The following is a 26,056-nucleotide window of genomic DNA, read 5'->3' on the forward strand; positions in this document are numbered from 1 at the left end:
TAAAGACCCGGCGGGAAAATGCAATGGGTGCGGGGGGATTTCCTCTTTTTGCGGGTCACGCCCCGAAGGCGTTTTCGATATGTTCACAGCAGGGAGCGCCATCCGGCCCCGGCATGACGGCGATGACGTCGAAGCGGGGCTGCATCCGGCCGGGGGGATGATCGGCGAGGTACCAGCGCGCCGCCCGCAGGATCTGCCGCTGCTTGACCGGGCCGACGGCTTCGGCCGGGGTGCCAAAGGCGCGGCTGCGCCGGGTCTTGACCTCGACGATCAGCAGCAGGGACCCGCGCCGGGCAATGATATCGAGCTCCCCGACCGGGGTGCGCAGGTTGCGGGCGACGATGCGGTGACCGCTGTGCTCCAGGAAACGACAGGCGGCCTCTTCGCCCCAGCGCCCGAGGGCAAGACGTTCCTCGCTCACGGCCGCACCAGGTGTTCGCGAACCCCGCCAAAGGTGGCGCGGTGCAACGGTGACGGCCCGAGGCGGGCAATGGCGGCGAGGTGCTCACGGCTGCCGTACCCCTTGTGGCGGGCGAAGCCGTACCCCGGGTAGCGCCGATCGTAACCGACCATGACGCGGTCGCGGACCACCTTGGCGATCACCGATGCGGCGGCGATGGAGAGGGAGCGGCTGTCCCCTTTTTTGAGGGTCTGCTGGGCAATCGGCAACGGCAGCGGGGTGATACCGTCAATAAGGAGGAAGTCGGCAGGAAGCTGCAGGCGCTTTACGGCGAGAGACATGCCGCGCAGGGTTGCCTGGAGAATGTTGATGGCATCAATCTCGGCCGGCGAGGCGAAACCGACACCGATCGCCAGGGCCTGGGCCCGGATCAGCGGAAAGAGACGCTCCCGTTCTTTTTGGCTCAGCTTCTTGGAATCGTCGAGTCCGGCGAGGTCGAACTGTTGCGGCAGGATGACGGCGGCAGCGACCACCGGCCCGGCGAGCGGGCCACGCCCGGCTTCGTCAACGCCGGCAATGGCCCGGAAGCCGCGAGCGCGGGCGAGCCCCTCGAAATGGAGGGTGGAGGGGTCGGGAAAATCGAAGAGGGCTTCGCTCATGGTCGCGTCCCAGGGGGGGCAGAGAGGGCCATGGGGCGGAGTGCTCCCGGACAAAAAGAGCCCCGGTCGGGGGACCGGGGCCGCGCAGGAGCAGTAATCGGATCAGGCCTGGCGCTTCTCGCGGATGCGGGCCTTTTTGCCATGCAGGTTACGCAGGTAGTAGAGCTTGGCGCGCCGCACCTGGCCGACCATCACCACCTCGATCTTGTCGACCGCCGGCGAGTGGAGGGAGAAGATACGCTCAACGCCAAAGCCGTTGGAAATCTTGCGCACGGCAAAAGTGGAGCCGAGGCCGCGGTTCACCCGCTTGATGCAGACGCCCTGATAGACCTGGATGCGCTGCTTGTCCCCTTCGGTGATCTTGACATGCACCCGCAGGGTGTCGCCGGCCTTGAAGACCGGGATGTTCTTCTTGATCTGTTCCATGCTGATGCGGTCGATGCTGTTCATTACGTCCTCCTCTATCGGCGATGCTTTGGTAATCGTCAGGTGGTTGGTCAAATCGGTCCCGTAATCGGGGGCGGGCTGCGCAACAACGCCCAGTCCGGCAAATCGCTTCAGCTGGCGGCACGGTGGAGGCGATCGAGCAGGATCGCCGCTGCCGCCCGTACCGGCAGATGGTTATAGTCGCTCCCGCCGCTGATCGGTTCCAGAACCGGCCAGCCATGGGTGAAGAATGCGGGGGCCAACCCCCAACCGGTCCCGAGCACCAGCACCCCCGGCTGGTGGCCGAGCAGGGCGCGGGCCGTGGCGAGGCTGATACCGTCGCTGCGCCGGGCGCCGGTCAACAGTGGCAGCGCCGGGGAGTCGCAGTGCTTGCTCCAGGCAGCGACCGCCGTGGCGAGATCAGGGACGATATCGACCAGTTCCAGGGCGGCGCCACGGTCAGGGTTGTAGCCGGCGCCATACCCTTCCCGCCAGTGCTGGAGAATCCGGGCGACCAGCTGTTGCTGTTCGGCAACCGGAGTCACGACATAATAGCGGCCGACCCCATAGGTGCGACCGATGCGGGCGATGTCGTGCAGATCGAGGTTGGTCACGGCCGCGGCGACCACCGCACCGTTGCGATCGAGAACCGGGTGGTGCACCAGGGCCAGGGCCAGACGCTCCATCATGCCGGGCCGCCGTCAGCCAGCTCGTTGCGCACTTCCTCGAGCAGGCGTCGGTCTTCGGCGCTCAAGGAGGCCGTCTCCAGCAGTTCCGGGCGCCGCAGCAGGGTGCGCCGCAGCTGTTCGCGCCGCCGCCAGCGGGCGATCGCGGCATGGTTGCCGGAGAGGAGAACCTCCGGTACCCGTTCCCCGGCAAACTCCACCGGCCGGGTGTAATGGGGATGCTCGAGCAGTCCGTCCGAAAAAGAGTCGGTGACGGCGCTCCCCTGGCTGCCGAGAACCCCCGGAATGAGCCGGGCCACGGCGTCAATGATCACCATCGCCGCGAGTTCACCGCCGGTGAGAACAAAATCGCCCAGCGAGTACTCCACGTCGACCAGGGGACGAATCCGCTCGTCAAATCCTTCGTAACGCCCGCAGACCAGGATCAGCCCCGGTTCCAGGGCCAGCTCCCTGGCATCCTGCTGCCGGAAGGGCTTCCCCTGGGGGGACATCAGCAAGACCCGGGACCCCGGTCGTTCCCGGCGCAGGTCGGCAAGTGCCCGGGCCACCGGTTCCGGCTTCATCACCATGCCGTCCCCGCCACCGTAGGGGGTATCGTCGGTGACCTGGTGCCGCCCCTCGGCCCAGTTCCGCAGGTTATGGGCGGAAATCTGCAGCAGGTCCTTCTCGACCGCCTTGCCGATGATGCTGTCGGCGAAGGGGGAGTCGAACATGCCGGGAAAGAGCGTCAGAACATCAAAGATCATGATTGATCCGGGCCAGCTCCTCCGGCAGGTCGACCCGGACCACCCCCGATTCCAGATCGATCTCGGTAATAAACGCGCTGACCACCGGGATCATGACCTCGCCAAGGGGCCCTGTGACCACATAGATATCGTGCGCCGCCGTGGTCAGCAATTCACTGAGAACCCCCAGCTCGCCGAGCTGGCGATCGAGCACCTTCAGCCCCTGCAACTGGTGCCAGTAGTATTCATCTTCCGCCAGTTCCGGCAGCTCGTCCCAGGCCAGCAGAAGGTCGCAGCCGACCAGCGGCTGCACCGCCTCGATCGTCTCAAGGCCAGCCAGGCGCAACAGCCAGAGCCCCTTGTGCATTGCCGCGCGCGCGACCCGAAAGAGCTGCAGCGAGCCATCGGCTTTGCGCAGCGTCACCTCCCGGGCTTCCTGCAGAGAGGTCGAATCCGCGTTCAGCGGCCGCACCTTGAGGTCGCCACGGAGACCGTGGGTACCGATGACGGTGCCATACTGGAACAGGTCTTCAGTTTGCAGCGCGGTCACTATTCCATGATCTGGAGGTTGGCGCGGCGGTTTTCCCGGGTCGCCTTGGCATTGAGCAGGGTGCGCATGGCCTTGGCCGTCCGCCCCTGCTTGCCGATGATCCGCCCCATGTCCTCCTGGGCGGCCGCCAGCTTGACGAGGATCGAACCGTCGTCGGCCTCTTCCTCGGAAACGGTCACCGCGGCAGGATTTTCCACCAGGGATCTGGCAATGAATTCGATGAGCTCTTTCATGGAGTCCGTCCTCCGGGAGGGGAAAGCGGCAAAACTCCGTCGGGCTGCACCGGCCTGAACGATCAGGCCTCCTGGGGTTGCTTGAAGCGGGCCCAGAGGCCCTGCTTGCGCAGCAGCTGCCGTACCGTGTCGGTCGGCTGCGCCCCCTGCTTCAGCCACTCCAGGGTACGGTCTTCCTTCAGGGTCACCAGCGGCGGGTCCTGCTTCGGATCGTACTGGCCGAGCTTTTCGATGAAGCGACCGTCGCGCGGGTAACGCTCGTCAGCCACAACGACCTGGTAAAAAGGCTTTTTCTTGGCGCCACCGCGGGCGAGCCGGATCTTAACGGACATAGTAACTCTTCCTCCTCGATCTTTCCAAACTGTGGTCGGGTTTCAGGATAGGGGACCGAACCGATTCCCGGCTCCCGAGCCCTGGGCTTAAAAGGGGAGACCGCCGCCGCGTCCGAGCATGCCCTTGAGGCCGCGGGGTCCCATCTTCTGCATCTTCTTCATCATCTTCTGCGCTTCGGAAAAGCGCTTCAGCAGCTGGTTGACGTCCTGCACCGTGGTGCCGCTGCCGCGAGCGATACGCAGCCGCCGCGAGCCATTGAGCACCCGGTGGTCACGCCGCTCCCGGGCGGTCATCGAATTGATGATCGCCTCGATCTTCTTGAGCTCCTTGTCGGGGAGCTGGGCGCCCTGCATCTCCTTGAGAGCCTTGCCGGCGCCGGGAATCAGCTTGAGGATCGACTCCATCGACCCCATCTTCTTGATCGACTGGAGCTGATCGCGAAAATTCTCGAGGGTAAACCCTTCTTTCCGCAACCGTTCCTGCATCGTTGCGGCTTCGTCCTGATCGATCGCCTCCTGGGCTTTTTCGATCAGCGACAGGACATCGCCCATGCCGAGGATGCGTTGTGCCATCCGGTCGGGATGGAAGGTCTCCAGGGCATCGAGCTTTTCGCCGAGACCGACCAGCTTGATCGGCTTGCCGGTCACGGCCCGGACCGACAGCGCGGCGCCGCCACGGGCGTCACCATCGAGCTTGGTCAGGATCACCCCGGTGAGGGTGAGCTGCTCGTTGAAGGCCTGGGCCACGGTGACCGCATCCTGCCCGGTCATGGCGTCAGCGACGAAGAGGACCTCCCGCGGCGCCAGCGCCGCGTTGATCCGCTGCAACTCCCCCATCAGCGCCTGGTCGATGTGCAGACGGCCGGCGGTATCGAGGATCAGCGTGTCGTAGCCGTTGAGCTCGGCAAACTGCCGGGCCTGCAGGCAGATGTCGACCGGGTCCATATCGGCCCGGGAATCGAAGACCGGCACATTCAGTTGCCGGCCGAGGGTCTTGAGCTGTTCAATCGCCGCGGGCCGGTAGATATCCGCGGGGACCAGCAGCGGCGAGCGTTTTTCCTTGCGCAGCTTCAGGGCTAGCTTGCCGCAGGTCGTCGTCTTGCCGGCGCCCTGCAGGCCGCACAGCATCATTGCCACCGGCGGCCGGGCGGCGAGATCGAGGGCATTATCCTCCCCCTCCCCCATCAGCCGCGCCAACTCCTCGCGCACCACCTTGATGACCTGCTGGGCCGGCGTCAGGCTCCTGAGAACCTCCTGACCGACCGCACGCTCACGCACGGAGGCGATAAAGTCCTTGACGACCCGGAAATTAACATCGGCCTCCAGCAGGACCAGGCGCACTTCACGCAGCGCCTCCTGGATATTCTCTTCCGTCAGCCGGCCGTGGCCACGCAGTTTCTTGAAAACCGCGTCAAATTTTTCCGTCAGGTTATCGAACATAGAGACCCGGACGACCGCAGAGCGGCCGCAAAATACGGACTATAGTGAAGGGGCACCCCCTTGTCAAGGGAAAAACCTTTTCAAACCCCGGGGTTCCCGCCCTCCAGCAACCGGTACCCCTTCCCTTCACGGCGCCAGGTTTCAACCGCCTGCAAGCCGGCCGCAGCGAGGATCGCTTCGACCGTATCCCGGTCACTTTCAGCAAAGCGGATCGCCAGGCCACAGTCGGAGGTCAGCTGGCGCGGCACCGGGATCAGCAGGATCTCTGCCCGTTGCTGCTTGAGGAGCTTTTCCGCCTGCATCACCCGGTGAATGGAGTGAAAAATCGCCACCAGGTCACCTTCTTTTACCATTGCTTGCGTCCTTATTGGTTTTCGGCCATCATGCCACGCCCGCCGCGGTCGGGCAAGGGGCTTTCATTGACAGCTCCGGCGCGTTGCGGGTAGACTTAGCAGCACCCTGGACCTCCGGATGAAAATCGGCCGCAACAGCAGCGCAATGGCCCCGCGCCTCGGGAAAGGCAGCTTCGTGGAACCCCACCAGATCATCACCCTCATCACCCTGCTCGGCTTTGCTTTTTTCGCCAATCTCCCCCTCGGCTACCTGCGGGAGGGGACCGACAAATACTCCTTCCGCTGGTTTCTCTACATCCACCTCTCGATCCCGATCATCATTGCCCTGCGTCTCGCCTACGGCTTTGGCTGGCGGGTCATTCCCTTCACCCTCGGCTGTGCCGTGGCCGGACAGATGGTCGGCGGCCGCTTCCGGCGCCGGGCACGGCGATGAAAGCCCCGCCCCGTCCACGCTTGCGCCGGGCCGCCGGCATCGGGGGCGTCCTCCAGGGACTGCTGCAGCAAAAGGGGATGAGCGAGCGCCTGCGCGAGTACCGCGCCTGGCAGGTCTGGAACGAGGTGGTCGGCCCGCAGATCGCCGCCCACGCCCAACCCTGCGGCATCCGTGATGGCATCCTCGAGATCAGGGTTGACCAACCGGTCTGGATGCAGCAGTTGCAGCTGCTGAAACCGAAACTCCTCGCCCGGCTCAACGAACGCCTCGGCGCCGCCCTCTTCCGGGATCTTTTCCTGCGGCGCGGCCAGGTCGCGACCGCCCCCGTCACAAAAAAAGCGGCGCCCCTGCCGCCGCCCCCTCCCCTGGACCCGGCAACGGAGGAACAGATCAGGGCCACCGTGGCCGACCTCGCCGACGACGACCTGCGCCGGGGCCTGGCGCAACTGCTGCGCCGTCAGGCCCAACTCGACGCCCGCCGCCGCAGCGATCAGGACTTGCCCGCGTAAATCGCCTGCACCTCCGCCGAATATTCCTCCCCATCGTAAATGAAGAGCGGCGCTTCGATCACCAGCCCTGCCCCGCCCCGCTTGCGCCCCTCGACCAGGACCATCCGCGCCGGGTCGCCGCTGCGCCCATGCACTGAACGCAGCCGTTTCGGTTCGAGCTGGTGCTGGCGCATCGATACGAAGAGTTCCGCCAGCCGTTCGGCAAGAAAGACGAGGTAAAATCTTCCCCCGTCCCGCAGCAGCCGCGCCGCGGCGGCAAGAAAATCTTCGAGCCCGCCGGCCAGTTCGTGACGGGCGGCAGCCCGCTCCACCCCAGGCGCCACCCGACCGCTGCCGGGCCGGCGGTAAGGGGGATTGGCGAGGACGACGTCAAAGGACTGGGAGGGGAGTTCCGGCTGGGACTGGCGCAGGTCACCGGCAACTATCGTTATCTGACCTGTCATTTGGTTTAGAGCCACACTGCGCCGGGCCCGGTCAGCCAAATCGGCCTGAACTTCAATACCAACCACCCGGGTTGAAGCACACCTGCGTGCGACCAAAAGCGGGATGACACCACTGCCAGTGCCGAGATCGGCGACGCGGTCGCCCTTCTTGAAATCAGCAAACGTGACCACCAGCAAAGGATCCAGTGAGAAGCGATACCCCTTCCGCGCCTGGATCAGCCCCAATCCTGCTGAACGCATTTCATCAAGGGTTTCATCGCTATTCACTCTTTCGGTCATTGGCGAATGAACACTCTAAGGGGAACCTAATTTAGTCTGACGCCATACTGCAAGGCCAGTCGCCGGCGCAGGGTGGCCGCTTCGTTACGATAGAGGGGCGAGTCGAGCCGAAGGAATTGTTGATAATGGGCAAGGGCGCCATCCAGTTCACCCTGCTGTTCGAAAATAATTCCGAGGTTGAAATGAGCCGGGCCGTTTGTCGGATTCAGGGCGACCGATTCCGTATAGAAGCGGCGTGCCGCGATCAGGTCCCCCTTGAGCAGATTGACGTTACCGAGATTATTCAGAGTAAAGGTCGAATTGGGGTTGACGTGGTAGGCGTTGGTCCAGAGCGCCTCGGGGTTCTTCCAGACTGCGGTCTGTTGCCAGCTGAGAATTCCGAACACCATCAGGACAATTGCCGTGCCAGTCCAGCGCCACCAGCGATCTGGAAGTCGCCCCGCAAGGTGGCCAGCCACCAGGGCCAGTCCCGCCATTGGTGTGTACCAGTAGCGATCTGCCGCCAGATAGACCAGCGGCCAGAGGTTGGAAACCGGCACCCAGAAGAAGCAGGCCCAGGAGAGCCCGAAAAATACCGACCGGCAATGCCGCCAACTCCAGAAAAAAACACCCACCAGCACGAACAGGCCAAGACAGCCACCGAGCAGAAAGGGATCCGTCATCCCCCCTGGTACAGCAATGGTATATTCCAGTGCCAACTGTTGTGGCCAGAAGAGCTTGAGCGCCATGAACGCCCAGGATTTGATCATGACCAGCGGGTAAAGAAAGAGAGCGGCTGGTCCGAAATAGTTCGATTTGGCGACGAGCAGGCCGCGCCAGGCCTGAGTATATTCGGCGAGCCCACCGAAGAAAAAAAACCATGCGCCGACACCCGCCCCAGCCAGCGCCAGCAGAGTCAACCACGGCCACCAGCGCCGCAATAACAGCCGCTGCGCCGGGGGCAAAAACACGGCTTCATAAGCCAGGAAGAGAAGCGGCAGCACTACTGCGGTCTGTTTAGCCGCCAAACCCAACCCCCAGGCAACGGCGGCGACAAGCAACCAGCGCCACTGGCGGCCATGAAAATATCGCAGATAGGCCAGAATTCCCACCAGGCAACAGGCGGTGGCCAGAGCATCCTTGCGATGGGAAAGGTTGGCCACCACCTCCACCTGCAAGGGGTGAAGCAGAAAGAGAAGTGCCGCGCACCAGCGGCCAAACCGGTTCAGTTGCAGGGCCATCGCCAAGCGAAAGACGAGCCAGCCATTGAGCCCGTGCCAGAAGATCTGCTGCAGGTGCCAGCCGGCCGGCTGGTAGCCGAAGAGCGCATAGTCGAGCAGATAGGTAATCTCGCGCAGCGGTCGCCCCGGGTAGCTGTTCTTCAGAAAGGCGCCGATCGACCGGATATCGAGATTATCGACAATGACCGGGAAATCATCATAGGTCCAGGTGGCGCCGAAGGTCCGCCCATAGACCAGGGTCGCCAGCCCCAACAGGACCAGCAGCGGGAAGAGGTTTTGATCCGCCAGAATCTTCCGATCGATCTTCATCGCCCGGCCTCCTCCCCGGGGTAGAACCGTTGCAGCAACGCAATGCGGCTCTGCGCTTCCAGGTCGGTCGGAACGACTTCTAAAAAGTGCCGATAGGCGGCCATGGCGCGGCGGCCATCGCCCAGGTTGAAGGCCGCCCGCCCCAGCGCCAGCCAGGTCCGCGGCCGCTCATATCCCTCCTGCTGCAATCGCCCTGCCTCTTCCAGCATGGTCTGGTAAGCCTGCCGCGAGGGGATGGCGAAGCGCCCCCGGAGTTCCCGACTGGCGGCGTCATTGCGGACAAAAACCACCGCCACCGCGTCCTGGAAGACCAGGGACCAGTCGCGGTCCTGGACCAGACCATCGATCAGGGGAAGCGGCCCTCCGCTATCATAAAAACAGGTCCGCGTCACAATGGTGTTGATCCCATACTCGTCGAGGAGGGCGCGCCATCCCTCCCAGCCATTGTCGAGGATATCGGAGGCGGCGAAATGGCGCGGGCTGGTCGAGCGGCCATCGATGAAGACCAGGTAGTCGGGGTAAAGCCGCCACATCAGGTAACCGCCCCAGTCATAGGCGTTGTAGAGGTTGGCGGCGGGACGGTTAGTGGCCACGAAATCTGCCGCCGCTACCGGGTACTGGTCAGCGCGCACCCCCAGCCCCAAACGTCCTGCTCCAGCGGCGCCCCAGACCAGCGCGGCCAAAAGCATCAGGCCCGGCAACCAGTGCCAGGGGACCGGTCGGGCCAGCCAGGTCCGGGTTCGTTCCCTACCGGTCAGCAGCTCCTGGATCGCTAAGGGCAGGAAAAATCCGGCCAGCAGCGCCACCAGGGTGGTATGCCGGATCTGGCTGAAGCCCATGTAGGAGAAACCAGCGAAGTAAACCAGTTCGGCGACCTCCAGCTGCCGTCGCCACAACCGCGAGAGAAGGGTGGCGCCCCAGAGTGCCATAATCAGGTAGAACCAGGGGACCTGGGCAAACGTCGGCGGCAGCCACTCCATGTTCCCCGCCATGCCGACCGGCGCGTTCCCGGTCAGGACCTGGAGCTGGTTGAAATGGGCCAGCAGTTCGCCGAGGGGAATCCGGTAGCCATAAGGATTGACGAAAGCAGCGGCAAATGTCAGCACGCCACAAACACTCAACTGACCTAAAGTGCGCCAGCTGCTGGACCCGCGCCAGGCTCGCCAGCACTCGCCGACCCAGAAGGCGCCAATCAAGGCGAAACCGAAGATACAGGCGGCATGCAGGTTGGCCCAGAGGAGCATCAGCGGCGGTAGCCAGAGCCAGGAACGCCACCCTCGCTCCCGCCCGCGATAGAGGAAAACCAGGAAGAGGATGCTGAGCAGGAAGGTCCAGAGCTGGGGCCGAACCAGCCAGGAATCGCTGGAACCGATCAGGCAAAGCGTCAACACCGGCAGCACCACCAGCGGATTCCCACCACGCTGCTGCGCCCAGCGTAGCAGCAAGCCCCCGCAGAGAGCGATCAGCACCGGCTTCAACAGCGAGAGGAGGAAGTATCCGCCGGTGGAATAGAGGCCATAGAGGATCAGGTCATGCAGCCAGCAGTGCTCCATGCGATAGGCGTCAGCGGCCAGGCTGAAGGTATCGCGATAGAGAAACGCGCCGGTCTGCCAGATATACTTCCCCGCCTGCAGTTGCCAGAAGGTATCGAAAGCTTCTATAGGGCGCATGGCGAGCAGAAAGAGCCCTGTGACCCACAGCAACTGCAAACGCCGGTGCGCTTGCGTGTTCAATTCGTGGAGATTGGTTTTGCCTGTCATCACCCCGAAACAATCCTGTCAAAATCGGCCCGGTACCGCTTAAACCAAGACGCGATCTCCCGGTGCCCGGCCAGCCGAGAACGTTGTACCTGCTGACGTTTTCGAAGCATGCGTGGCAGCAGCAACAGTACCTGCCACCACCCCCGCAGCACCAGCTGTGCTGGATGTTCGCCCCCGGCGGACTGTCTCGCCAGTTCCCCGGCGGCGCCGTGCCGCCGCAGCACACTGAGCAGAGACTGCCAGTATAATTGCGGCATGAGCAGCAGAGCCTTTGCCAGGGGGAGGAGCGGCAGATTTTTGATCATATTCAGATACTGGTTGCGGTGGATATAGAAGGCCTTCAATGGTGAGTAGTTCTTGCCGGTGGCGCTGTGCACGTGCCAGACCCGCGCCGCCGGAGTGTAGTAGCTGTCAAATCCCGCCAGGCGTAGGCGCAGCGCGAGATCGACATCCTCGTAGTAGGCAAAGTAGTCCGCATCAAAATATTCCGGCCCTCCATCCGCCCCGACCAAAGCCGTTTGCTCCAATGCCGTACGGGTATACAAAGCGGCACTGGCCGAGGCGCCGAAGATCTCTTCCTCGCGCTCGAATTGGCCCACATCCCGCTCTTTAAGCCCCCGGTTCACTGCGCTGAGATTGGCAGCGATCAGGATGCCGGTACTGTCAATGGTGTCCGGCGCAAAAAAGTTGCTGACCTTCGGCTGGATCGAACCGGCCTTGGGGTGCCGGCCGGCACAGGCGACCAACTCCGCCAGGTAGTCGGGCTCGGGTCGGGTGTCGTTGTTGAGGGTGACGACAAAGTGTACCTGCGGGGCGGCGAAAGCCGCTGCAATACCGAGGTTGTTCGGTTGGGCGAAACCCCGATTGCGCTCCAGGGGGATGAGCCGCACCTCGGGGTACTGGTCTCGGACCCACTCGACGCTACCGTCACTCGAGCCGTTGTCGACTAGAATGACCGAGAATTCCCGGAAGGTCTGGGCTCGTAGCGCCGGCAGGCACTGCTCTATGTGCTGGCGGCCGTTCCAGTTGACGATGATCACCGCCACTTCCGGCTCACTTGCGGCGGCAATCACTTGCGAATCCACCGGTTTGCCGCCAGCCGGGTCAGGCTCAGGGCCTTGAGCCCACGATAAACAGACGAGTCCATCAGCTTGTAGTATAAACGCAGCACCGGCAGGGCCTGTGCGTGATATAACCGCCAGTGATTGGCCATCAGCTGATGATGCATGGCGATACGCACCTCCCGATCCATTGCCTTGATCATCGACGCCTCCTTGACGCGATAAAAAAACAGCGTCTGCGGAAGCTTCACCACTTCCCGCCCCAGTTCCAGAACCGACAACCAGAAATCCCAGTCCTCCCAGCCAGACTTCATGTTCGTCCGATATCCCCCCACCAGTTCCCAGTCTGCGCGACGGAAAACCGCAGAACAGAAAATCAGATTGGAAAAGAGCATTTTGCGCAACGAAAACTCTGGCAGCCGCCATCTCCCCTGTTGAGCGCCGAATTTTTCAGCCTCGCAGTAGACGATGCCAACCCGGGGGTCAGCATCAAGAATACGCACTGCCTCCTGCAGGTAGTTCGCACCGATCCGGTCGTCGGCATCCAGCGGGAGGATGTAGTCCCCGGTTGCCTCCCGGATACCGTTATTGCGTGCAGCGGCCAACCCCTGGTTGGAGGTCTGCACCACGCGGCATTGAGACTGCCGGTAGCCGGCCAGAAGGTCGTTGGTCGCCGCTTCCGTCGAGCCGTCGTTGACGATGACCACTTCAAAATCGCCGTAGGTCTGCGCCAAAACGGATTGGACGGCCTCATCAAGATAGTCCCCCTGGTTGAAACAGGGGATGATAACGCTGACTTTGGGCATCGGTCAGATCTCCCCCAACAGCAGACGCCGGTAACTTGAACGGAACGCCTTGATGGCGAAGTGATCGAGTGCATAACGATGGACAGACTCGGACATGCGGGCGAGTTCACCTCGATTTTTCACCAATCCAGCGATCGCCTCGACAAAATCCTCCACAACTCGCTCTTCCTCACGATTCTCCACCAGAAGCCCGGTCCTCCCGGGTTGCACATGTTCGGGAACCCCCCCCACCGTCGTAGAAACCGGCACCACGCCGCTGGCCATTGCCTCCATCACCGTGAGCGGGAACCCTTCCCGGCTTGAGGTAATCAGCAGAACATGCGCTTGGGCATAAAGGCTCGCCATTTCCTCGCTTGCCGTCACCACCCCGTGAAGCTCGCAACACTCCCAGTCCCTATCCGCATCACGTCGAAAATCCCCCACCAGCACAAACCGGACTGAAAGTCCCCGGTCACGGCTACGGCGGGCGATCTGCCCGACCAGGTGGACACGCTTCTCGGCCGAATCCCGTCCGACAAACAACACCAACAGTTCCCCCGAGAGAGTCTTAGGCGGGCGGGTTCTAGGAACCTGAACGGCATTGCCGATGATTTCAATCCTCTCAACCAGGGCCTGCTTAAGGCCGAACTGCCGATACTGGGCTGTCAGGTCATCAAGCGCCTTGCGGTTGATGACTACCCGCTTATCGAGGCGCGTAGCGGCCGGGAGCATGAAATCCTCCGCCCCACCGCCAAAGGCATGGGTTAAATCGATACAGCGTACATGGGGTTTGAAATAGGGGATCAGCAGCGCGAAGAACAGGCTATTGGAGCCAAAAACCACCGGTTGTCGGTGACGATTGATGAACCCCGCCGTCATCCCCACACTCAAGGGATAAAGATACCTGCAGTACGCCCAAAGGTTCCACAACCTTGCCCCCTGCTCGAATGCCGGCCAAAGAGCCTTGTTGAGGGATTTCTTGGTAAAACAGACCCAGGGTTTCCGCTCGGCAACACACCCAACGATTTCTGCGTGAACCTTCTCAGCACCGCCAATATGAAAGAACGGAAAAAAGAAGAAGAGCCCCGATTTGTTGGAAAATGGCAATAGCCATCCCAGGAGTTGACACAGGGTGACAACCAGCCGCAGCACAGCTGTTTGATTCAGATGGACGACAGTCCGGTCATCTCGATCACCGAACAGGAGCTGCCGCGTCAGTTTGAAAAAACCATAATCGGACATGATCCCTACCCGGAAAGCCCGCGCCGAATCACCTGGACGGTCTTATCGACCATGGCAACCGGGGAAAATTCCTTTGCTGCCCTTGCCTCCTGGGCCCTGGCAAGAATCCCGGCACGCGTCCGGTCCACCAGCAGATCAAGGATGACCGATGCCATGGCCCGCGGTTCTCCCACCGGCACCAGGAACTCCCCCCCTTCCGGACCGACCGCTTCCCGGTTTCCAGGTATTGCGGTCGCTACAACGGGAAGCCCGCTTGCCATCGCTTCGAGGATCGCGTTAGGACAGCCTTCGCTGAGCGAAGAATGCACATAAAGATCGGACGCCATCAGTAGACCCGCCACATCCTCAACCGAACCGAGAAAACGGACTGCATCATGGAGACCGAGATCATTGGCCAAAGTAACTGCTGAGCCGTATGTGTCCCCCTCCATTCCCGCCAGCAGGAGTAGGGGCGCAACCTCAATCCTGCTTCGGCACTCATCCATGACAATTCGCCACGCACGGATCAGGGTCGCATGGTCCTTGTAGGGGGTAAAATTCGCCACCATGCAGACCAGGAGGGCCTCGGCAGTCACACCGAGACGTTCCCGCCACCCTTCCCGTCCAAGCCGCGGAGGCGGCAGTTCGACCCCATTGTGAACCAGAGTCATTTTTGCCGGGTCAATCCGATACTTGTTCAGCAGAAAATCTCCTCCGCCCTGCGAGTTGGCAATGAACAAAGGGGTTTTCTCTACCGCTCGCGCATTGAGAAAATCACCGGTAAGCAGCAGCCCTTCGTCTCGCTGGTTCCAGACACACGTTTTGGCGCCAATGCGCCGCCAGGTCAGACCGCAAACCAGATTCGGCAACCGATAGAACGGTAGCAGCACATGGGGAGACTCAGCCCTGGCCCAGCGGACGAAGCGACTCAGCTCCCACAAGTTGTAGAGCAAAAACCGCGACCACTTGAACCGCATACTGCGCCAGGGGATCCCCGCCGCCTCGCACATGGAGACCAGCCGCCCCGGCCCGTTTGACAAAGACCAGATACTGACATCGGCCCCATATCGTTCCTTAAGGGCACGTGCCAGCAGAAACCCCAACCGTTCCGATCCGCCCAGTTCGAGGCATCCGAAGACAATGGCAATTTTCAGGCCTTGCAGATCATCTCCCTCTTGCAGCATCATCGCGGCCTGGCAAGACGGTTGATCGCTTCGATGAAATCGATAACCTGGGCCTCCTCCGGCCACATCTGTCCTTCATGCCAGTTGAGGTCGGCATCCCAGTGGCCAGGGCATTGATAGACTGCTTCATCCACGAATGCGTAACTGATTTCACAGATCACCGGTTGCCCTTCTTTATAGAGGAAATCGTAGGCCATCGTCTGAAAACGCCCTTTTCGGGTGGTTTCAAAGGCGATTTTCAGACAACGACTGTCGATCCCGGCGGGGTCCCAGTCGATTTTCCCGCTTCCTGAGGCACGGAAGTCTCCTGCCCGGTTCATGCGCCGAAAGGCAAACGCCCGGTTTCCGATGACTGAAACCCTGGTATCGAAACTGTTGCCCGGCAGGAACTCCTGAAAATAGCTGTAGGAAAATTCTGGCTTCCACCACGGCGCAGGCAATGGCGGGTATTTGCCTGCGACCAGATAGGCGAGAGCCGCCATTGGACGGGCTAAACAGGCTTTGATCTCCCTCACTTTTCGCGGGATGAGACGACTGCGGAATTCGTTCATCGTTCCGGGGAAAACCCCCTGCTTGAACATTTTCCGACACCACCGGAGCGTTTCACTTGCATTGTCCAGTTTCAACACATTGGACGCCCCCGCGCCCACCGTCAGCTTAAAAACCACTGGATAGGATGCCTGACGGGCCCAATCCGATGCCGCCGCAAAGTCCCAGAACACCCAACTCTCCGGAACCGGGGCCGCCAGGGTTTTCAGCAGGTGGAATTGAAATATTTTCTCGTCGAAGTGCCACGCGGTTGCGGTATTCGGGAAGACCGGCTTCAGCAACTGGGTTTCCAGCAGATACATGATGTTCTTGGCAGACTGCTTGTGTTCCTGGATGTGGAACCACCGCCACATAATGCCATCACATTCCTTCGCCTGTTCCAGAAAATCGGGGGCCAGCAGGTCGAGGAACTTCACCTCCACGCCACGCACCCTGAAGAACTCTGCCCAACGGTCCGAATAACTCGTTCCCCACATATTGTCGGGATGTATGCCGATGCGCATGCGCTACCCTCGCCCCTCGATGTGACCCTGCCATCCGGAGGCGGGCACAAATTCTCGACCGTATATATCTCTGAGTTCGTCAATGGCCAGACTCCGCCCATTGCAGATGACTTGGCAGTCCCCGGGCGGCCGAGTGGTGAGCGGATACGGGAATCTCTGAAAGGCTTCCCGGATCATCGGAATCTTGCGAGGATCAAAGCCCATGAGGGACGCGTGAACCCAATCGGCAAAAGCCGAGTTGCTGGAGAATGAAACTGCGCCAAGGGGTACGGGCATGGGGGCGAGCGGACCGTCCCCCTCCCCGGCGATCACCGCATCAGTCAGGGAGAAAATGGTCCGTTGCTGCATGTCTGACATTTCACCGTCTATTGTACCGTAGAGAAGTATCCGGTTCAGATCCAGCGTCATCCGCCAGACGGTATCGTTACCGTGCCAGCCGCCTTCAATTTCGGGATTACCAAGTAAATTCTGGGCTTTAAGCAGGTATCTGGCACTTTTCAGCCACTTCTGACAGCCGGCCGTACCGATTCGTCGATTGGCCTCGTCCAGGCAATATTCAGCCATCTTCTTTACCTGGGACGTCCCGGGATAACAATCACCGCCCTCCTTGCTCCCCCCCAGTCGGTGATGCGGCAGATACTCCTTGTTCCCATTCAGACCGACAAGATTTTTTAGGGCAGCGGTGATTCCCCCTTTTTTATGGGTTTTGAGCTTGGGAAGGTTGATGATGACATCCGCCTCGAAAGGCTCTTTGGCGAGCAGGTATTGGTGACGCCCGGGGCCATGTTTTTCGGCAAGCCGGTCGGGATCATAGCAGGTAATTCTGAATCGGCTGTCCGGATCTGACACTGGCTCTAGAAGACTCGCCTTTCCCAGATCGAAGAGGACATAGCGTTCCAGGCTGCGAACGTCTTGATCCTGACCGAGACTCAGGTCTCCGTCGCGAAGAATGGTCCGTCGCAAATCGAGAATGTCCACCGGGCAATCAGACTTGGCCACGATCATTTCACGCCACTCAGGGGGCACCAGAGTCTCGAAGTGACACTCCTGAATCGGCGCGTCACCTATGACCACTCGACCAGGCTTGGCCTTGAGCACCTCCGCCAACACGGCAAGGATGAAATTTGGATGGGTCACCAAGCAGTCCATGCCATGACCGCCATAGTTTTCATGCAAAACCCAGTTGGGCTTAAGCAGGACAGTCGCCCCCTCACCGATGAGTTCAGAAAAAGGGGCCTGGCGGTTTTTGTGGCCAACCCCCGCAGCGTATATGGCGTCCCGAATCAGGCCCGACAATTCCTGAACATCCGGGTAGGCGGGAGACCCACTCATTCGAATAGAGACCCCAACTTTGTTTTCAGTATGATGTTCAGTCACCATCGTACCCTGGCCCCAACAGTTGTGCGGCCAGCAGTTGCCGACCATTTCAAGAAAACTATCTCGCCACGGATTTGCATCTTCATTCCTAATGATGCCAGCTAGCTAATCGCTAGTGCCCCGAGCACGGAGAGAAGGCTTGCTCCCATAGACATACAAAAAGGGTGAAAGTAATGAGCAGCCTTTGTGATAAGCAGTTTTTGCCAAGAGTTTCTCTGTCATTTTCGACAGCGTCCTGACGACCGGGAGAATCAGTGCATCTAACCGGGGAAAGCGTTGGTCTAGCCCCCAAGCAACTATGCCGAACGAGAACAGCCCAGCATACCCGTAATCGGAAACGTCAAGCCCACAGTCCCGGTAGGCCTTGACAAGTTCTGACATTTTGATGGTTCGGTGCTTGGCCAACAGGGCTGGCTGATAGAGGCCGGCCATACATCCATGGACTGAATACAGATTTGGCACTTCAGTCAGAACGGTCCCACACGGCCCGGCAAATTGCGCGAGCCGTCCTAGAATATCCGTTAATGACGTGAAATGTTCAACCAGACCAAGAGAATAAACCAAGTCGAAAGTTCCGATATCGGCAGCAGCAAGTTCAAAGATATCGCCACAGATGATTTCACCTGTCACACCTTCCCTGACAAGGTTTTCTTTGGCAAGTCGACAACCCTCTTCCGAATAATCGATACCGAAGACCTTTGCCCCGGTTTTTTGGCCCAGATAGGGCAGCCACACGGAATTGCCACACCCCACCTCAAGAATATTTCGCGGCCGGACTGCCTGGACCGCCTCCATCAGAAAAAACTCGATAGATTTTTCCGTATAGGTCGTAGGTTGCCAACCTCCACTCTCACCGCAAACTGCATGCGCGTAAACCTGATCCCAATGCGACTTTCCCGTCAGATCATTTCTCACAATAGGTCACCCGTGAATTACCAGAATTTCGGACAAAGCAATGCGCGGGTCAGCATCTGAGTGGATTTTCGCAATGGCGCATACAACAATCCACCGCCGTGAGCTGCGACCCAGTAAGCCACGCAGGAGGCAATCACCGCCCCCATGCCTCCATAGCGGGGGATCAACATCAGGTTCAAGAGAACATTGACCAGCGCACCAGCCAGCACCATGCCGAATAAAACCCGAGACCAGTTCATGACCAGAAGATAAGCATTGCGGGCCACGGCAAGATTGGCAAACAGCCCTGCCCAGATTAGCAGCGCCAGCATGGGGGCCGCCGCCGCATAGTCCTGACCGAACAGCCGGCTGACGACCAGCCCAGAGACAAAGGTCACCGGCACAGCAACAGCATATCCCATAAATGCCAGCAGGTTATACAGCCTCTGGAGCCGGTTGTAGAACTCGGCCTCGTCAACTTCCCGTGCGCGAACGATATTGGGAAACACTGACGACACGACGACAGTTGGAATGAAATACCAGACCTCCGCCAAGCGCACTGCCGCAGAATAAATCCCGACCTCATGGTCGTCGATCATCTGCCCGAGCATGACCTGGTCGATCCGCATATACACCATGAACACCACCCCTGATAGGAGGAGCGGCCAGCAATCCGAAAGCAGCCTGCGAGCGCGCTCAAGGCTCACTCGCCAGGCCGATATCCGTTGTCCTTGGTAGCGATAGGCCACCAGCAGACCCATGGCCGCCAGCGCCAACTCGGCGACACCGACAATGACGAAATCAATCAGGGGGGCCCGCATCAGGACCAGCGCGATCTTGGCAACCGAACTTACGATAAAAGCAGAGCACTTGGCATACACAACATAAACGGAGCAAACCTTTGACTGGAACCACAAATCGATCGTGTCGAGTGCCTGAAATAACAGCCCCGCCCCCATGATGGCCGCAAATACCTGTGCAAGACGATCATCGGGCCTGAGTAAAAATATCGCACCAAGCATTGCCAGGTAGGCCGTTGCCCCGGCGCTCAAACGCAGAAAAAGTGTCACTCCAAGGATCTCTGCTGCATGCTCCGGTGCTTTTACGAGGTCCCTAACAACAATACCGTCAAGTCCCAGCAGCGAAAGAGATGTAAATATTGCAACGAATGACCCTACGAAACTTAACAGTCCGAATTGAGTCGGGCCGAGATATCTGGCAACCCAAATGCCGACCACAAGCCCGAGGCCCATTCTGATCAATTTGTCGGCAAACAGCCATCCAGTATTGTCAATTGCTTTTCGCAACTCGTCACGCCCGAAGAGCCTTTCTCGAAAATGGCGCGGCAGGAACTGTAACCAGAAACTGCTCATTTGGCGAAACTGCCTGGCCCCTGGCCACCCTGTCCAGAACAATTCGACTGGGCCTCGGCACTTAGGATATTTGCCGGGCGAACCCCCAATGCAAGCAAGCTTTCGCGCAATAAAGGGCCATTTTTGAGGGATGTCACCACAATTGGGAGCCCCCTATAGGAAAACACCTCAGCAAGGGGCTGGATAACATGACCAAGAAACATTTCTCCAGCCCGTTTGTCATCCATGGCCGACACCAGACTCAAGTTAGTCTCCTGTAACGATATAAATGCTATTTCAGCCACTTCGTCGATACCGCAGAAAACTACTTCCCGAGCACCCTGCTGCTGCATCCGCCGAAAGAGTCCCAGGTAATCCTGCCGGGTGGTGGTATACAAACCGGTGAAGTAACTCAGGTGCTGATAGGCGAGGCGGCTCTTCTCGGCCAGCCCCTTGGGGGTTACCAGGTAGGAATACCGGTTGCGGGGGAAGGCCTTAACCCGGACATACCCCTTGGCCACAAGGTTCTTCAGGTAGGAATTGACCAGCCCCAGCGCGATCCCGAGGCGTTGGGAGAGATCGCGTTGCGAAAGGTTCTCCGCCTTCTCGATTTCGGCGAGGAGCAAAAATGCCCGGTAATTCTCTTGTCCGTTTTCGCGCTCAGTGTTCATAAAGCGAACACTATCACGACAATTAAATGAAATTCAACAGCTTTATCGCTTACCGTTCATATTTTGAACATCACCTTCAACGACTCCGAGGAGCCTGCGGTAGACCTGTTCCAGCAGGGTCGCCCGGCCAGCCCAGGAATGTTCGGCCAGCGCCCTCTGTCTCGCCATCCGTCCCAAGTGCCGACCCTGCTCCGGGTCGTCCAGGAGCGTTTCCAGCGTATTGGTCAGCGCTTCGGCATCGCCGAATTCGGCATAGAGCCCCGTATCCCCCAGAATCTCCCGATTGATGCGGGTATCAAAGACCACGGCTGGCAACCCGCAAGCCATGTAGTTGAAGAGCTTGCCGTTGGCCTCGGTGCGGGAAAGCTTGGGGGAGACTGCGATCTGGCCAAGGGAGAGGTAACGAGCTGCCTGGTCGTAAGGAATCTTGCCGGTGAAAGTAACCAGCCCGGCAATGCTCAGAGCCACCGCACGCTCCCGGTAAGCGCTCTCCGGGTAGCCCATGAGTAGAAAGTGGAAATCCTGCCGACGGGCAGAGAGCGCCTTGATGACGTCGAGCAACAAATCGACCCCCTGGTATTCATTCATGGCGCCGAGAAAGACGACAACTTGCTTGGCGGGCGGCAAACCCAACTCCCGTTCCAGATCATGCTGACCGGGGTGATGACGAAAATCACCGGTATCGACGCCATCGACCACTGCCGTAATCCGTGCTGCCGGTACGGCGAAATCAGCTCTTAGCAGCTCGGCGGTCGGTGTCGCGCTGGTGACAATCGCATCGGCGCGCCGACAGATCCAGGCTTCGAGCAGGTGGAAACCCCGGTAGAGGAGCGAACCTTTGCGCACGAAACGGTGATCGAGCAGTTCGCCGGTCAAACTCCCCTGGCAATCGAAAACTACCGGCAGCCGCAGTACGGGTTTGAGCAGGGCGGCAACAAAAGCGCCCTCATGGAGATGGGCATGCAGGAGATCAGGCCGGAAGCGCCGGGCCACCTGCCAGGCCTTGAAGAGCAAGAGGATGTCGAGGTACGGCTTGTGCCAGGAGGGGCCGGCGGAGAGCTTCCGGTACCAGGGGACGGCCGGAATCCGTTCGGTGGGGATGTCGTCCAGGTTGCGGCCCAGGTGATAGGTGACGATGCGCACCTCATGACCAAGGCGGCGCAGGACCCGTGCTTCCTCATAGATGCGAACATGGCAGCCACGATCCGAAAAGTAGGGGGTGGGGGCGAGCATGAGAATCCGCATAGTCGTACGTCCCGGGCAGAGCGCCGCAAAGCTGGATCAGGGGGAAACGGGTCGCCCCAGGCGTCGCAGGGCGCCGGGGTTGCTGACCAGCACCCAGGTCTCCCCTTGGGCGAAGACCGGCCGGAACCACTCCCGCACCAGCCGGTCGAGCTCCGGGTCGACGGCCCATGCCATCTTCCAGTTGGCATACAGCCAGACCCGCCCTGGCGCCTGATCGAGAACCTCCCGGAGCCGTTCCGGGCTGTCGATATTGTAGTCGGAGCGGACCCCTGCCGGGTAGGGGCTCCAGCGGTTGCTGACCGGGTCGAATTTTTGGCGCAGGAAGTAATTGACGGGACAACCGAGATAGAAGTCGGTGATCCCCGGGTCGACCGAGATCACCCGGTCCTGTGGTTGCAGACGGCTGGCCAGGTAATCATGGGCCGGCTTCTGGTCGACGAACTTGAAGTAGTAGCCGACGGCGGCAGAGACATCGTGTTTGTCGACCCCGACAAAGAAGACCACAGAAGCCAGCAGCAGCGCGCCGGTCGCCGCCAGCCTGCCGCGCCCGGGCAGGGCGTGCCGGAGGAGCAGAGAGCGGACCGCCTGCAGCCACCAGGCCGCGGCACTGGCGGCCAGAATCAGCCCGACGGGGAAGATGTGGGCCATGTAGCGCGGATTGTCGCCCGGGGCGAGCAGCGAGGTGCCGACAAGCCCCAGAACGAAAATGCCCCCGTAATACCACCAGCGGCGGCCCTCCATTACCAGTGGGGCGACGGCCAGCAGCAGCAGGGTCCAGCCGAGGGGGAGCAGGTCCCGGAACCAGCGGGCGAAGGCCCACTTGTCTTTGAGCCCGCCGAGCGCCAGGTTAAGGGCAAATGTGTTGCGATAGGTGCCGGCCGGCGTCCAGACATCGGCCAGCCAGGCGACCATCAGCACCACCAAGACGGCCAGCAGGAACCGCCAGCGGCGCACCAGTCCCCAGTCCCCGGCCAGCAGCCAGGCCCAGGCCACCGCCGGCAGGATGAAGAGCCCGGGCTTGTCGCAGAGGAGGGTGGCGACCACCGCCAGGCCGAGGGGCCAGGCCAACCCCTTCCGCTTCCCTTCCAGCCAGTAGCGAGCCGCCAGATAGATCGAAAGGAGGAAGAAGAGTTGCAGGGGCTGGTACCAACGGGTGAAGGCGGCCAGCAGGTTCTGGTAGGCGGAAAACCCGAGGAGCAACGCTGCCAGCCAGCCGGCGGTGCGCCCCTGGAGCTGGCGGCCGACGCCGTAACCGACCGGGAGCAGAAACAGGCTCAGAACCACGTTCGTTAACCGGGCGGTGACCGGCGAAACGTCGCCGAACAGGAGCGGCAGGGCCATCAGGTAGTGGGCCAACGGCGCCCGCCAGTAGAGCGATCCTCCGGTCAGGGGGAGGCCGGTCTCGACGATCGAGCGCATCACGCCGATGCTGCCGATCTCGTCCTCGTGAAAGGGGTAGGCGGGCAGCTGCCACAGGCGGGCGGCGAAGACGACCAGCATCAGGCCGAGCAGCAACAGTTTTTCCCCGTGGTGGGGCCACCAACTGGACATTTCGGCTACCTTCCCTGCTGCGTCGGATAAAGCATCCGGTAGTAATATTCAGCGGTCGGATCGGGCACCGGGGTCCGCCGCAGGTATTCTCCCAGCGACGTAAAAGCCTCGGCATAATTCCGCCGTGCCAGTTCGATCCGGGCGATCTCCCACCAGGCAATATAACGGTTGGGGTTGTCCGCGACCAGCCGCCGGCCGGTGGCCAGAATGGTATCGTCGATCCTATCCGGGGGGAGCTCGTGTTCCATGACCCAGGCGGTGGGAAGCGCGTTGCGACGCACGAAGACCAGGGCGGCAGGATCCTGAAAGACCAGGACCCAGTCCGGACTCGTCCGCAATCGGTCCAGCAGCGGAAAGCACTGGCCAGTATCCATGGTACAGGTGCGGGTCACGATGGTGTTGACGGCGAAACGATCGAGGTGGTCCTCCCAGCCCGGCTTGCCGGCCATGATCTCCCAGCCGTAACGGAACATTTCTGCAGAGTTCTGGCGACCATCCCAGAAAACAAGATACTCCGGAAAGAGCTGCCAGGCGAGGTAGCCGCCCCAGTCGTAGGTGTTGTAGAGGTTTTTCGGCAGCGATTCTTTTTTCAGGAAATCGACCGCCGCGACCGGATACTGAAAGGGACGCAACCCCAGCCGGAACCAGCCGTACTTTTCCAGCGGGGGCTTGGCGAACCAGGCAAAAGAAGCGGCCCCCGTCAGGGTCAGGCAGAGCACCAGGACCGTCGCGGTGCGCTTGGAGACCCGGTCGGCGAGGGGACGAACGGCAACATCAAGATAGGCCGGCAAGATGGCAACCATTCCAAGATAAAGAAAGGTCGTGTGCCGGCTCAGGCGCCAGCCCATCAGCGCCAGACCGCCAAGCAGGAAGAGGTCGGTAAACCGGTTTCGCCGCCAGCCGACCAGCAGGATCAGGGCCGTCGCGATCAGGGCATAGAAGAACTGCGGCTCCCCGGCAAAAGTGGTCGGCCGCCAGTCCATGTTGAAAATGGCGGTCATGGGACCGACCAACTGGCCCCCAGCTGAATTATGAGCGCCTAGCCGAGCAATCCCCCGCAGTGTCGACCAGAGGTAATCTGGATAGGGAGTCAATGCCGCGGCTACCATCAGGCCGGGGGCAAGCCAGAATAGCCGTTTGAGGTTTATCTTTTCCTCTTTTCCGAACACCACCCGATTGGCGAACCCTCCAGCAGCGTAAGCGAGCCACAGGGCGGCAGCCAACACCACCCCGGCATGCAGGTTGGCCCACAGAAGCACAACCGGAATCAGCCAGAGTATCCGGCGCCCCCCGTTGCGCCGGTGGCGTTCCAACACCCAGACGAACAATGCAAAAAAGCAGAAGGTCCAGAGCTGGGGGCGGGCCAACCATCCCCCCATGCCCGCAAACAGAATCGGCAATACCAGCAGAATGGCCAGCCAGGAGCTGCTGCGGGTGCGAGCCGCCAGAACCAGGAACAGCGCCATGGCGCCGAGGAGCAGGCCCTTGAGCAGGCTGAGTGCCGGATATCCTCCGAGCCGGTAGGCAGCGTAGGTCACCAGGTCATGCAGCCAGCAGTGTTCATAACGGGGGGCATCGCTGGCGAGGGTGAAAAGGTCGGTGCGAATGATCGAACCGGTCTCGACCATGTATTTGCCCGACTGCAGCTGCCAGAAGATGTCGAAGGCGTGAATGTGGGATGCGGCCAGCCCGAACAGGGCGAACAGGGCCAGAAAGACCAGGCTTTTATTCAGGCGAAGCATAGATCGGACCCAGGTTGCTGACAAAGTCTAATTCATCGGCAGATTTACGCAGATTCTCGCCGATCAAACCACAGCATTCAGAGCAAAGCCGTCGATCTGCCTTATCTGCGTCCAACTGCGACATCTCCGGCTAACCTGCCTTGGGTTGGGAATTTTCCCTGTCCAGGTTGCGGGTCTCGCGGATGGTGTAGATCGGCTTGTCCTGCACCTCGTGGTAGGTACGGGTCACCAGCTCGCCGAGCAGGCCCATGACGATAAACTGCACACCGGTGAAGAGCAGAAAGGCAGTGAGGATGGTCAGGGGATTGCGGTTCATCGACAGGCCGTCGAAAAACTTCATCCACAGGGTAGTCGCTCCCGACAGGCCGGCCAACAGGAGGGTCAGCACTCCCCATTTCCCGAACAGTTGCATCGGGCGGGTGGCGTATTTGAGGAGGAACTTGACGGTAACCAGGTCAAGGATCACCCGCAACGTCCGGTCGATGCCGTATTTACTGGTGCCGGCCTGACGCGCCCGATGGTTGACCGGGATTTCCGTTACCCGGCAGCCGATCTGGCTGGCCAGGGCCGGCACAAAGCGATGCAGCTCGCCGTAGAGGTTGACCTCGGCCAGCACCTCGCGCCGGTAGGCCTTGAGGGTGCAGCCGTAGTCGTGGAGATGCACGCCGGTCATGCGCGAGATCAGGCCGTTGGCCAGGATCGAGGGGAGCCGGCGGCTGAAGAAGCGGTCCTGACGCCGGGCCCGCCATCCGGAGACAACGTCGTACCCCTCATCCAGCTTGGCAACCAGCGCCGCAATATCCGCCGGGTCGTTCTGCAGGTCGCCGTCCATTGGGATGACCACCTCCCCCCCGGCCGCGGCGAAACCGGCGGCCATGGCGGCGGTCTGGCCGAAATTGCGGCGCAGCAGGATCACCTTGACCCGCGGATCCTGCTGCGCCAACTTGAGCATCAGCGGCACCGAGCCGTCGTGGCTGCCGTCGTCGACCAGGATCAGCTCGAAGTCGAGGGCGGCCTGGTCCATGGCGGCGACGACCTCAGCATGAAGGGCGGCCAGGTTCTCGACTTCGTTGAATACGGGGACGACCAGGGAGAGCTTCATAAGGGTGCCATTCCAAGTTGGGGAGGCCGCTGTCGCCGGCCCTGCTTTACAGGGGACATCCT

Annotated in this window: 28 protein-coding genes; 2 read left to right on the forward strand and 26 right to left on the reverse strand. The window is 60.9% G+C overall.

Annotation, left to right across the window (positions count from 1 at the left end; translation table 11 throughout):
* Nucleotides 1–55: 55 nt before the first annotated feature.
* From ACYQ8E_RS07820 to ACYQ8E_RS07865, 10 genes are all read right to left on the reverse strand, one after another.
* Nucleotides 56–421 carry a YraN family protein gene (locus ACYQ8E_RS07820; RefSeq protein WP_066728076.1) on the reverse strand — a complete coding sequence of 122 codons (366 nt, stop codon included), beginning with the start codon at nucleotides 419–421 and terminating at the stop codon, nucleotides 56–58.
* A complete protein-coding gene (locus ACYQ8E_RS07825; RefSeq protein WP_066728078.1) occupies nucleotides 418–1,059 on the reverse strand; it encodes a ribonuclease HII in 642 nt (213 codons plus the stop codon). The genes ACYQ8E_RS07820 and ACYQ8E_RS07825 overlap by 4 nt, the downstream gene beginning before the upstream one ends.
* A gap of 102 nt (nucleotides 1,060–1,161) precedes the next feature.
* On the reverse strand, nucleotides 1,162–1,509 hold the full coding sequence (gene rplS / locus ACYQ8E_RS07830; protein WP_066728080.1) for a 50S ribosomal protein L19: 348 nt from the start codon (nucleotides 1,507–1,509) through the stop codon (nucleotides 1,162–1,164).
* A 107-nt stretch (nucleotides 1,510–1,616) separates the two neighbouring features.
* Nucleotides 1,617–2,174, reverse strand: a complete 558-nt coding sequence (locus ACYQ8E_RS07835; RefSeq protein WP_066728083.1) for an RNA methyltransferase — start codon at nucleotides 2,172–2,174, stop codon at nucleotides 1,617–1,619.
* Nucleotides 2,171–2,917 (reverse strand): tRNA (guanosine(37)-N1)-methyltransferase TrmD, encoded by a 747-nt coding sequence (gene trmD / locus ACYQ8E_RS07840; protein ID WP_066728085.1) that lies wholly within the window; start codon nucleotides 2,915–2,917, stop codon nucleotides 2,171–2,173. The genes ACYQ8E_RS07835 and trmD overlap by 4 nt, the downstream gene beginning before the upstream one ends.
* The gene (rimM, locus tag ACYQ8E_RS07845) at nucleotides 2,907–3,446 is read right to left on the reverse strand and encodes a ribosome maturation factor RimM (RefSeq protein ID WP_066728087.1); all 540 of its coding nucleotides are present in this window, start codon (nucleotides 3,444–3,446) and stop codon (nucleotides 2,907–2,909) included. Before rimM ends, trmD begins: the two co-directional genes overlap by 11 nt.
* Nucleotides 3,446–3,679: a KH domain-containing protein gene (locus ACYQ8E_RS07850; protein WP_066728088.1), complete on the reverse strand. Its 234-nt coding sequence runs from the start codon at nucleotides 3,677–3,679 to the stop codon at nucleotides 3,446–3,448. The genes rimM and ACYQ8E_RS07850 overlap by 1 nt, the downstream gene beginning before the upstream one ends.
* Nucleotides 3,680–3,741: 62 nt before the next feature.
* Nucleotides 3,742–4,011, reverse strand: coding sequence for a 30S ribosomal protein S16 (gene rpsP / locus ACYQ8E_RS07855; protein WP_066728089.1), 270 nt, complete (start codon nucleotides 4,009–4,011; stop codon nucleotides 3,742–3,744).
* 87 nt (nucleotides 4,012–4,098) lie between these two features.
* A complete protein-coding gene (gene ffh, locus ACYQ8E_RS07860; protein ID WP_459860581.1) occupies nucleotides 4,099–5,451 on the reverse strand; it encodes a signal recognition particle protein in 1,353 nt (450 codons plus the stop codon).
* A gap of 80 nt (nucleotides 5,452–5,531) precedes the next feature.
* Nucleotides 5,532–5,804, reverse strand: coding sequence for a putative Se/S carrier protein (locus tag ACYQ8E_RS07865; RefSeq protein WP_066728091.1), 273 nt, complete (start codon nucleotides 5,802–5,804; stop codon nucleotides 5,532–5,534).
* 118 nt (nucleotides 5,805–5,922) lie between these two features.
* Here ACYQ8E_RS07865 and ACYQ8E_RS07870 point away from each other — a divergent pair, with 118 nt between their 5' ends.
* Both ACYQ8E_RS07870 and ACYQ8E_RS07875 read left to right on the forward strand, forming a co-directional pair.
* Nucleotides 5,923–6,237, forward strand: a complete 315-nt coding sequence (locus ACYQ8E_RS07870) for a hypothetical protein (RefSeq protein WP_231875337.1) — start codon at nucleotides 5,923–5,925, stop codon at nucleotides 6,235–6,237.
* Nucleotides 6,234–6,746 carry a DciA family protein gene (locus ACYQ8E_RS07875; RefSeq protein WP_066728092.1) on the forward strand — a complete coding sequence of 171 codons (513 nt, stop codon included), beginning with the start codon at nucleotides 6,234–6,236 and terminating at the stop codon, nucleotides 6,744–6,746. The genes ACYQ8E_RS07870 and ACYQ8E_RS07875 overlap by 4 nt, the downstream gene beginning before the upstream one ends.
* On the opposite strand, the gene ACYQ8E_RS07880 is transcribed toward ACYQ8E_RS07875, so the two are convergent.
* The 16 genes from ACYQ8E_RS07880 to ACYQ8E_RS07955 form a co-directional block, all read right to left on the reverse strand.
* Nucleotides 6,728–7,468, reverse strand: a complete 741-nt coding sequence (locus ACYQ8E_RS07880) for a tRNA1(Val) (adenine(37)-N6)-methyltransferase (protein ID WP_082820354.1) — start codon at nucleotides 7,466–7,468, stop codon at nucleotides 6,728–6,730. The two genes, ACYQ8E_RS07875 and ACYQ8E_RS07880, sit on opposite strands and share 19 nt — an antisense overlap.
* Before the next feature lie 26 nt (nucleotides 7,469–7,494).
* Nucleotides 7,495–8,997, reverse strand: a complete 1,503-nt coding sequence (locus tag ACYQ8E_RS07885) for a tetratricopeptide repeat protein (protein WP_459860583.1) — start codon at nucleotides 8,995–8,997, stop codon at nucleotides 7,495–7,497.
* Nucleotides 8,994–10,760, reverse strand: a complete 1,767-nt coding sequence (locus ACYQ8E_RS07890; protein WP_459860585.1) for a tetratricopeptide repeat protein — start codon at nucleotides 10,758–10,760, stop codon at nucleotides 8,994–8,996. The genes ACYQ8E_RS07885 and ACYQ8E_RS07890 overlap by 4 nt, the downstream gene beginning before the upstream one ends.
* Nucleotides 10,757–11,830: a glycosyltransferase family 2 protein gene (locus ACYQ8E_RS07895; RefSeq protein ID WP_459860586.1), complete on the reverse strand. Its 1,074-nt coding sequence runs from the start codon at nucleotides 11,828–11,830 to the stop codon at nucleotides 10,757–10,759. Before ACYQ8E_RS07895 ends, ACYQ8E_RS07890 begins: the two co-directional genes overlap by 4 nt.
* Complete coding sequence (locus tag ACYQ8E_RS07900; protein WP_459860588.1) at nucleotides 11,827–12,624, reverse strand: glycosyltransferase family 2 protein; 798 nt, start codon at nucleotides 12,622–12,624, stop codon at nucleotides 11,827–11,829. Before ACYQ8E_RS07900 ends, ACYQ8E_RS07895 begins: the two co-directional genes overlap by 4 nt.
* Before the next feature lie 3 nt (nucleotides 12,625–12,627).
* Entirely contained in the window at nucleotides 12,628–13,845 is a 1,218-nt protein-coding gene (locus ACYQ8E_RS07905; RefSeq protein ID WP_459860589.1) for a glycosyltransferase family 4 protein, read from the reverse strand.
* 5 nt (nucleotides 13,846–13,850) lie between these two features.
* A complete protein-coding gene (locus ACYQ8E_RS07910; RefSeq protein ID WP_459860591.1) occupies nucleotides 13,851–15,011 on the reverse strand; it encodes a glycosyltransferase family 4 protein in 1,161 nt (386 codons plus the stop codon).
* Nucleotides 15,008–16,060 carry an ATP-grasp domain-containing protein gene (locus ACYQ8E_RS07915; protein WP_459860593.1) on the reverse strand — a complete coding sequence of 351 codons (1,053 nt, stop codon included), beginning with the start codon at nucleotides 16,058–16,060 and terminating at the stop codon, nucleotides 15,008–15,010. The genes ACYQ8E_RS07910 and ACYQ8E_RS07915 overlap by 4 nt, the downstream gene beginning before the upstream one ends.
* A 3-nt stretch (nucleotides 16,061–16,063) precedes the next feature.
* On the reverse strand, nucleotides 16,064–17,440 hold the full coding sequence (locus ACYQ8E_RS07920; protein WP_459860595.1) for a DUF362 domain-containing protein: 1,377 nt from the start codon (nucleotides 17,438–17,440) through the stop codon (nucleotides 16,064–16,066).
* 102 nt (nucleotides 17,441–17,542) lie between these two features.
* Nucleotides 17,543–18,352, reverse strand: a complete 810-nt coding sequence (locus ACYQ8E_RS07925) for a class I SAM-dependent methyltransferase (protein WP_459860596.1) — start codon at nucleotides 18,350–18,352, stop codon at nucleotides 17,543–17,545.
* Nucleotides 18,353–18,369: 17 nt separating this feature from the next.
* Nucleotides 18,370–19,704 carry a flippase gene (locus tag ACYQ8E_RS07930; RefSeq protein WP_459860598.1) on the reverse strand — a complete coding sequence of 445 codons (1,335 nt, stop codon included), beginning with the start codon at nucleotides 19,702–19,704 and terminating at the stop codon, nucleotides 18,370–18,372.
* Nucleotides 19,701–20,354: a winged helix-turn-helix transcriptional regulator gene (locus ACYQ8E_RS07935; RefSeq protein WP_459860600.1), complete on the reverse strand. Its 654-nt coding sequence runs from the start codon at nucleotides 20,352–20,354 to the stop codon at nucleotides 19,701–19,703. The genes ACYQ8E_RS07930 and ACYQ8E_RS07935 overlap by 4 nt, the downstream gene beginning before the upstream one ends.
* 42 nt (nucleotides 20,355–20,396) lie before the next feature.
* Nucleotides 20,397–21,599: a glycosyltransferase family 4 protein gene (locus ACYQ8E_RS07940; protein ID WP_459860602.1), complete on the reverse strand. Its 1,203-nt coding sequence runs from the start codon at nucleotides 21,597–21,599 to the stop codon at nucleotides 20,397–20,399.
* Between the two features lie 36 nt (nucleotides 21,600–21,635).
* Entirely contained in the window at nucleotides 21,636–23,150 is a 1,515-nt protein-coding gene (locus ACYQ8E_RS07945; RefSeq protein WP_066728111.1) for an ArnT family glycosyltransferase, read from the reverse strand.
* Between the two features lie 5 nt (nucleotides 23,151–23,155).
* A complete protein-coding gene (locus ACYQ8E_RS07950) occupies nucleotides 23,156–24,892 on the reverse strand; it encodes a hypothetical protein (protein WP_459860605.1) in 1,737 nt (578 codons plus the stop codon).
* A 130-nt stretch (nucleotides 24,893–25,022) separates the two neighbouring features.
* On the reverse strand, nucleotides 25,023–25,994 hold the full coding sequence (locus ACYQ8E_RS07955) for a glycosyltransferase family 2 protein (protein WP_459860607.1): 972 nt from the start codon (nucleotides 25,992–25,994) through the stop codon (nucleotides 25,023–25,025).
* Between the last annotated feature and the right edge of the window lie 62 nt (nucleotides 25,995–26,056).

It is taken from the genome of Desulfuromonas carbonis (genome assembly GCF_054658035.1).

Bases quoted from the DNA above. Each gene is read 5' to 3' on its own strand.
- ACYQ8E_RS07825 (WP_066728078.1), bottom strand. From the start codon at position 1,059: ATGAGCGAAGCCCTCTTCGATTTTCCCGACCCCTCCACCCTCCATTTC.
- rplS (WP_066728080.1), bottom strand. From the start codon at position 1,509: ATGAACAGCATCGACCGCATCAGCATGGAACAGATCAAGAAGAACATC.
- ACYQ8E_RS07835 (WP_066728083.1), bottom strand. From the start codon at position 2,174: ATGATGGAGCGTCTGGCCCTGGCCCTGGTGCACCACCCGGTTCTCGAT.
- trmD (WP_066728085.1), bottom strand. From the start codon at position 2,917: ATGATCTTTGATGTTCTGACGCTCTTTCCCGGCATGTTCGACTCCCCC.
- ACYQ8E_RS07850 (WP_066728088.1), bottom strand. From the start codon at position 3,679: ATGAAAGAGCTCATCGAATTCATTGCCAGATCCCTGGTGGAAAATCCT.
- rpsP (WP_066728089.1), bottom strand. From the start codon at position 4,011: ATGTCCGTTAAGATCCGGCTCGCCCGCGGTGGCGCCAAGAAAAAGCCT.
- ffh (WP_459860581.1), bottom strand. From the start codon at position 5,451: ATGTTCGATAACCTGACGGAAAAATTTGACGCGGTTTTCAAGAAACTG.
- ACYQ8E_RS07865 (WP_066728091.1), bottom strand. From the start codon at position 5,804: ATGGTAAAAGAAGGTGACCTGGTGGCGATTTTTCACTCCATTCACCGG.
- ACYQ8E_RS07870 (WP_231875337.1), top strand. From the start codon at position 5,923: ATGAAAATCGGCCGCAACAGCAGCGCAATGGCCCCGCGCCTCGGGAAA.
- ACYQ8E_RS07875 (WP_066728092.1), top strand. From the start codon at position 6,234: ATGAAAGCCCCGCCCCGTCCACGCTTGCGCCGGGCCGCCGGCATCGGG.
- ACYQ8E_RS07880 (WP_082820354.1), bottom strand. From the start codon at position 7,468: ATGACCGAAAGAGTGAATAGCGATGAAACCCTTGATGAAATGCGTTCA.
- ACYQ8E_RS07885 (WP_459860583.1), bottom strand. From the start codon at position 8,997: ATGAAGATCGATCGGAAGATTCTGGCGGATCAAAACCTCTTCCCGCTG.
- ACYQ8E_RS07900 (WP_459860588.1), bottom strand. From the start codon at position 12,624: ATGCCCAAAGTCAGCGTTATCATCCCCTGTTTCAACCAGGGGGACTAT.
- ACYQ8E_RS07905 (WP_459860589.1), bottom strand. From the start codon at position 13,845: ATGTCCGATTATGGTTTTTTCAAACTGACGCGGCAGCTCCTGTTCGGT.
- ACYQ8E_RS07910 (WP_459860591.1), bottom strand. From the start codon at position 15,011: ATGATGCTGCAAGAGGGAGATGATCTGCAAGGCCTGAAAATTGCCATT.
- ACYQ8E_RS07915 (WP_459860593.1), bottom strand. From the start codon at position 16,060: ATGCGCATCGGCATACATCCCGACAATATGTGGGGAACGAGTTATTCG.
- ACYQ8E_RS07920 (WP_459860595.1), bottom strand. From the start codon at position 17,440: ATGGTGACTGAACATCATACTGAAAACAAAGTTGGGGTCTCTATTCGA.
- ACYQ8E_RS07930 (WP_459860598.1), bottom strand. From the start codon at position 19,704: ATGAGCAGTTTCTGGTTACAGTTCCTGCCGCGCCATTTTCGAGAAAGG.
- ACYQ8E_RS07935 (WP_459860600.1), bottom strand. From the start codon at position 20,354: ATGAACACTGAGCGCGAAAACGGACAAGAGAATTACCGGGCATTTTTG.
- ACYQ8E_RS07940 (WP_459860602.1), bottom strand. From the start codon at position 21,599: ATGCGGATTCTCATGCTCGCCCCCACCCCCTACTTTTCGGATCGTGGC.
- ACYQ8E_RS07945 (WP_066728111.1), bottom strand. From the start codon at position 23,150: ATGTCCAGTTGGTGGCCCCACCACGGGGAAAAACTGTTGCTGCTCGGC.
- ACYQ8E_RS07950 (WP_459860605.1), bottom strand. From the start codon at position 24,892: ATGCTTCGCCTGAATAAAAGCCTGGTCTTTCTGGCCCTGTTCGCCCTG.
- ACYQ8E_RS07955 (WP_459860607.1), bottom strand. From the start codon at position 25,994: ATGAAGCTCTCCCTGGTCGTCCCCGTATTCAACGAAGTCGAGAACCTG.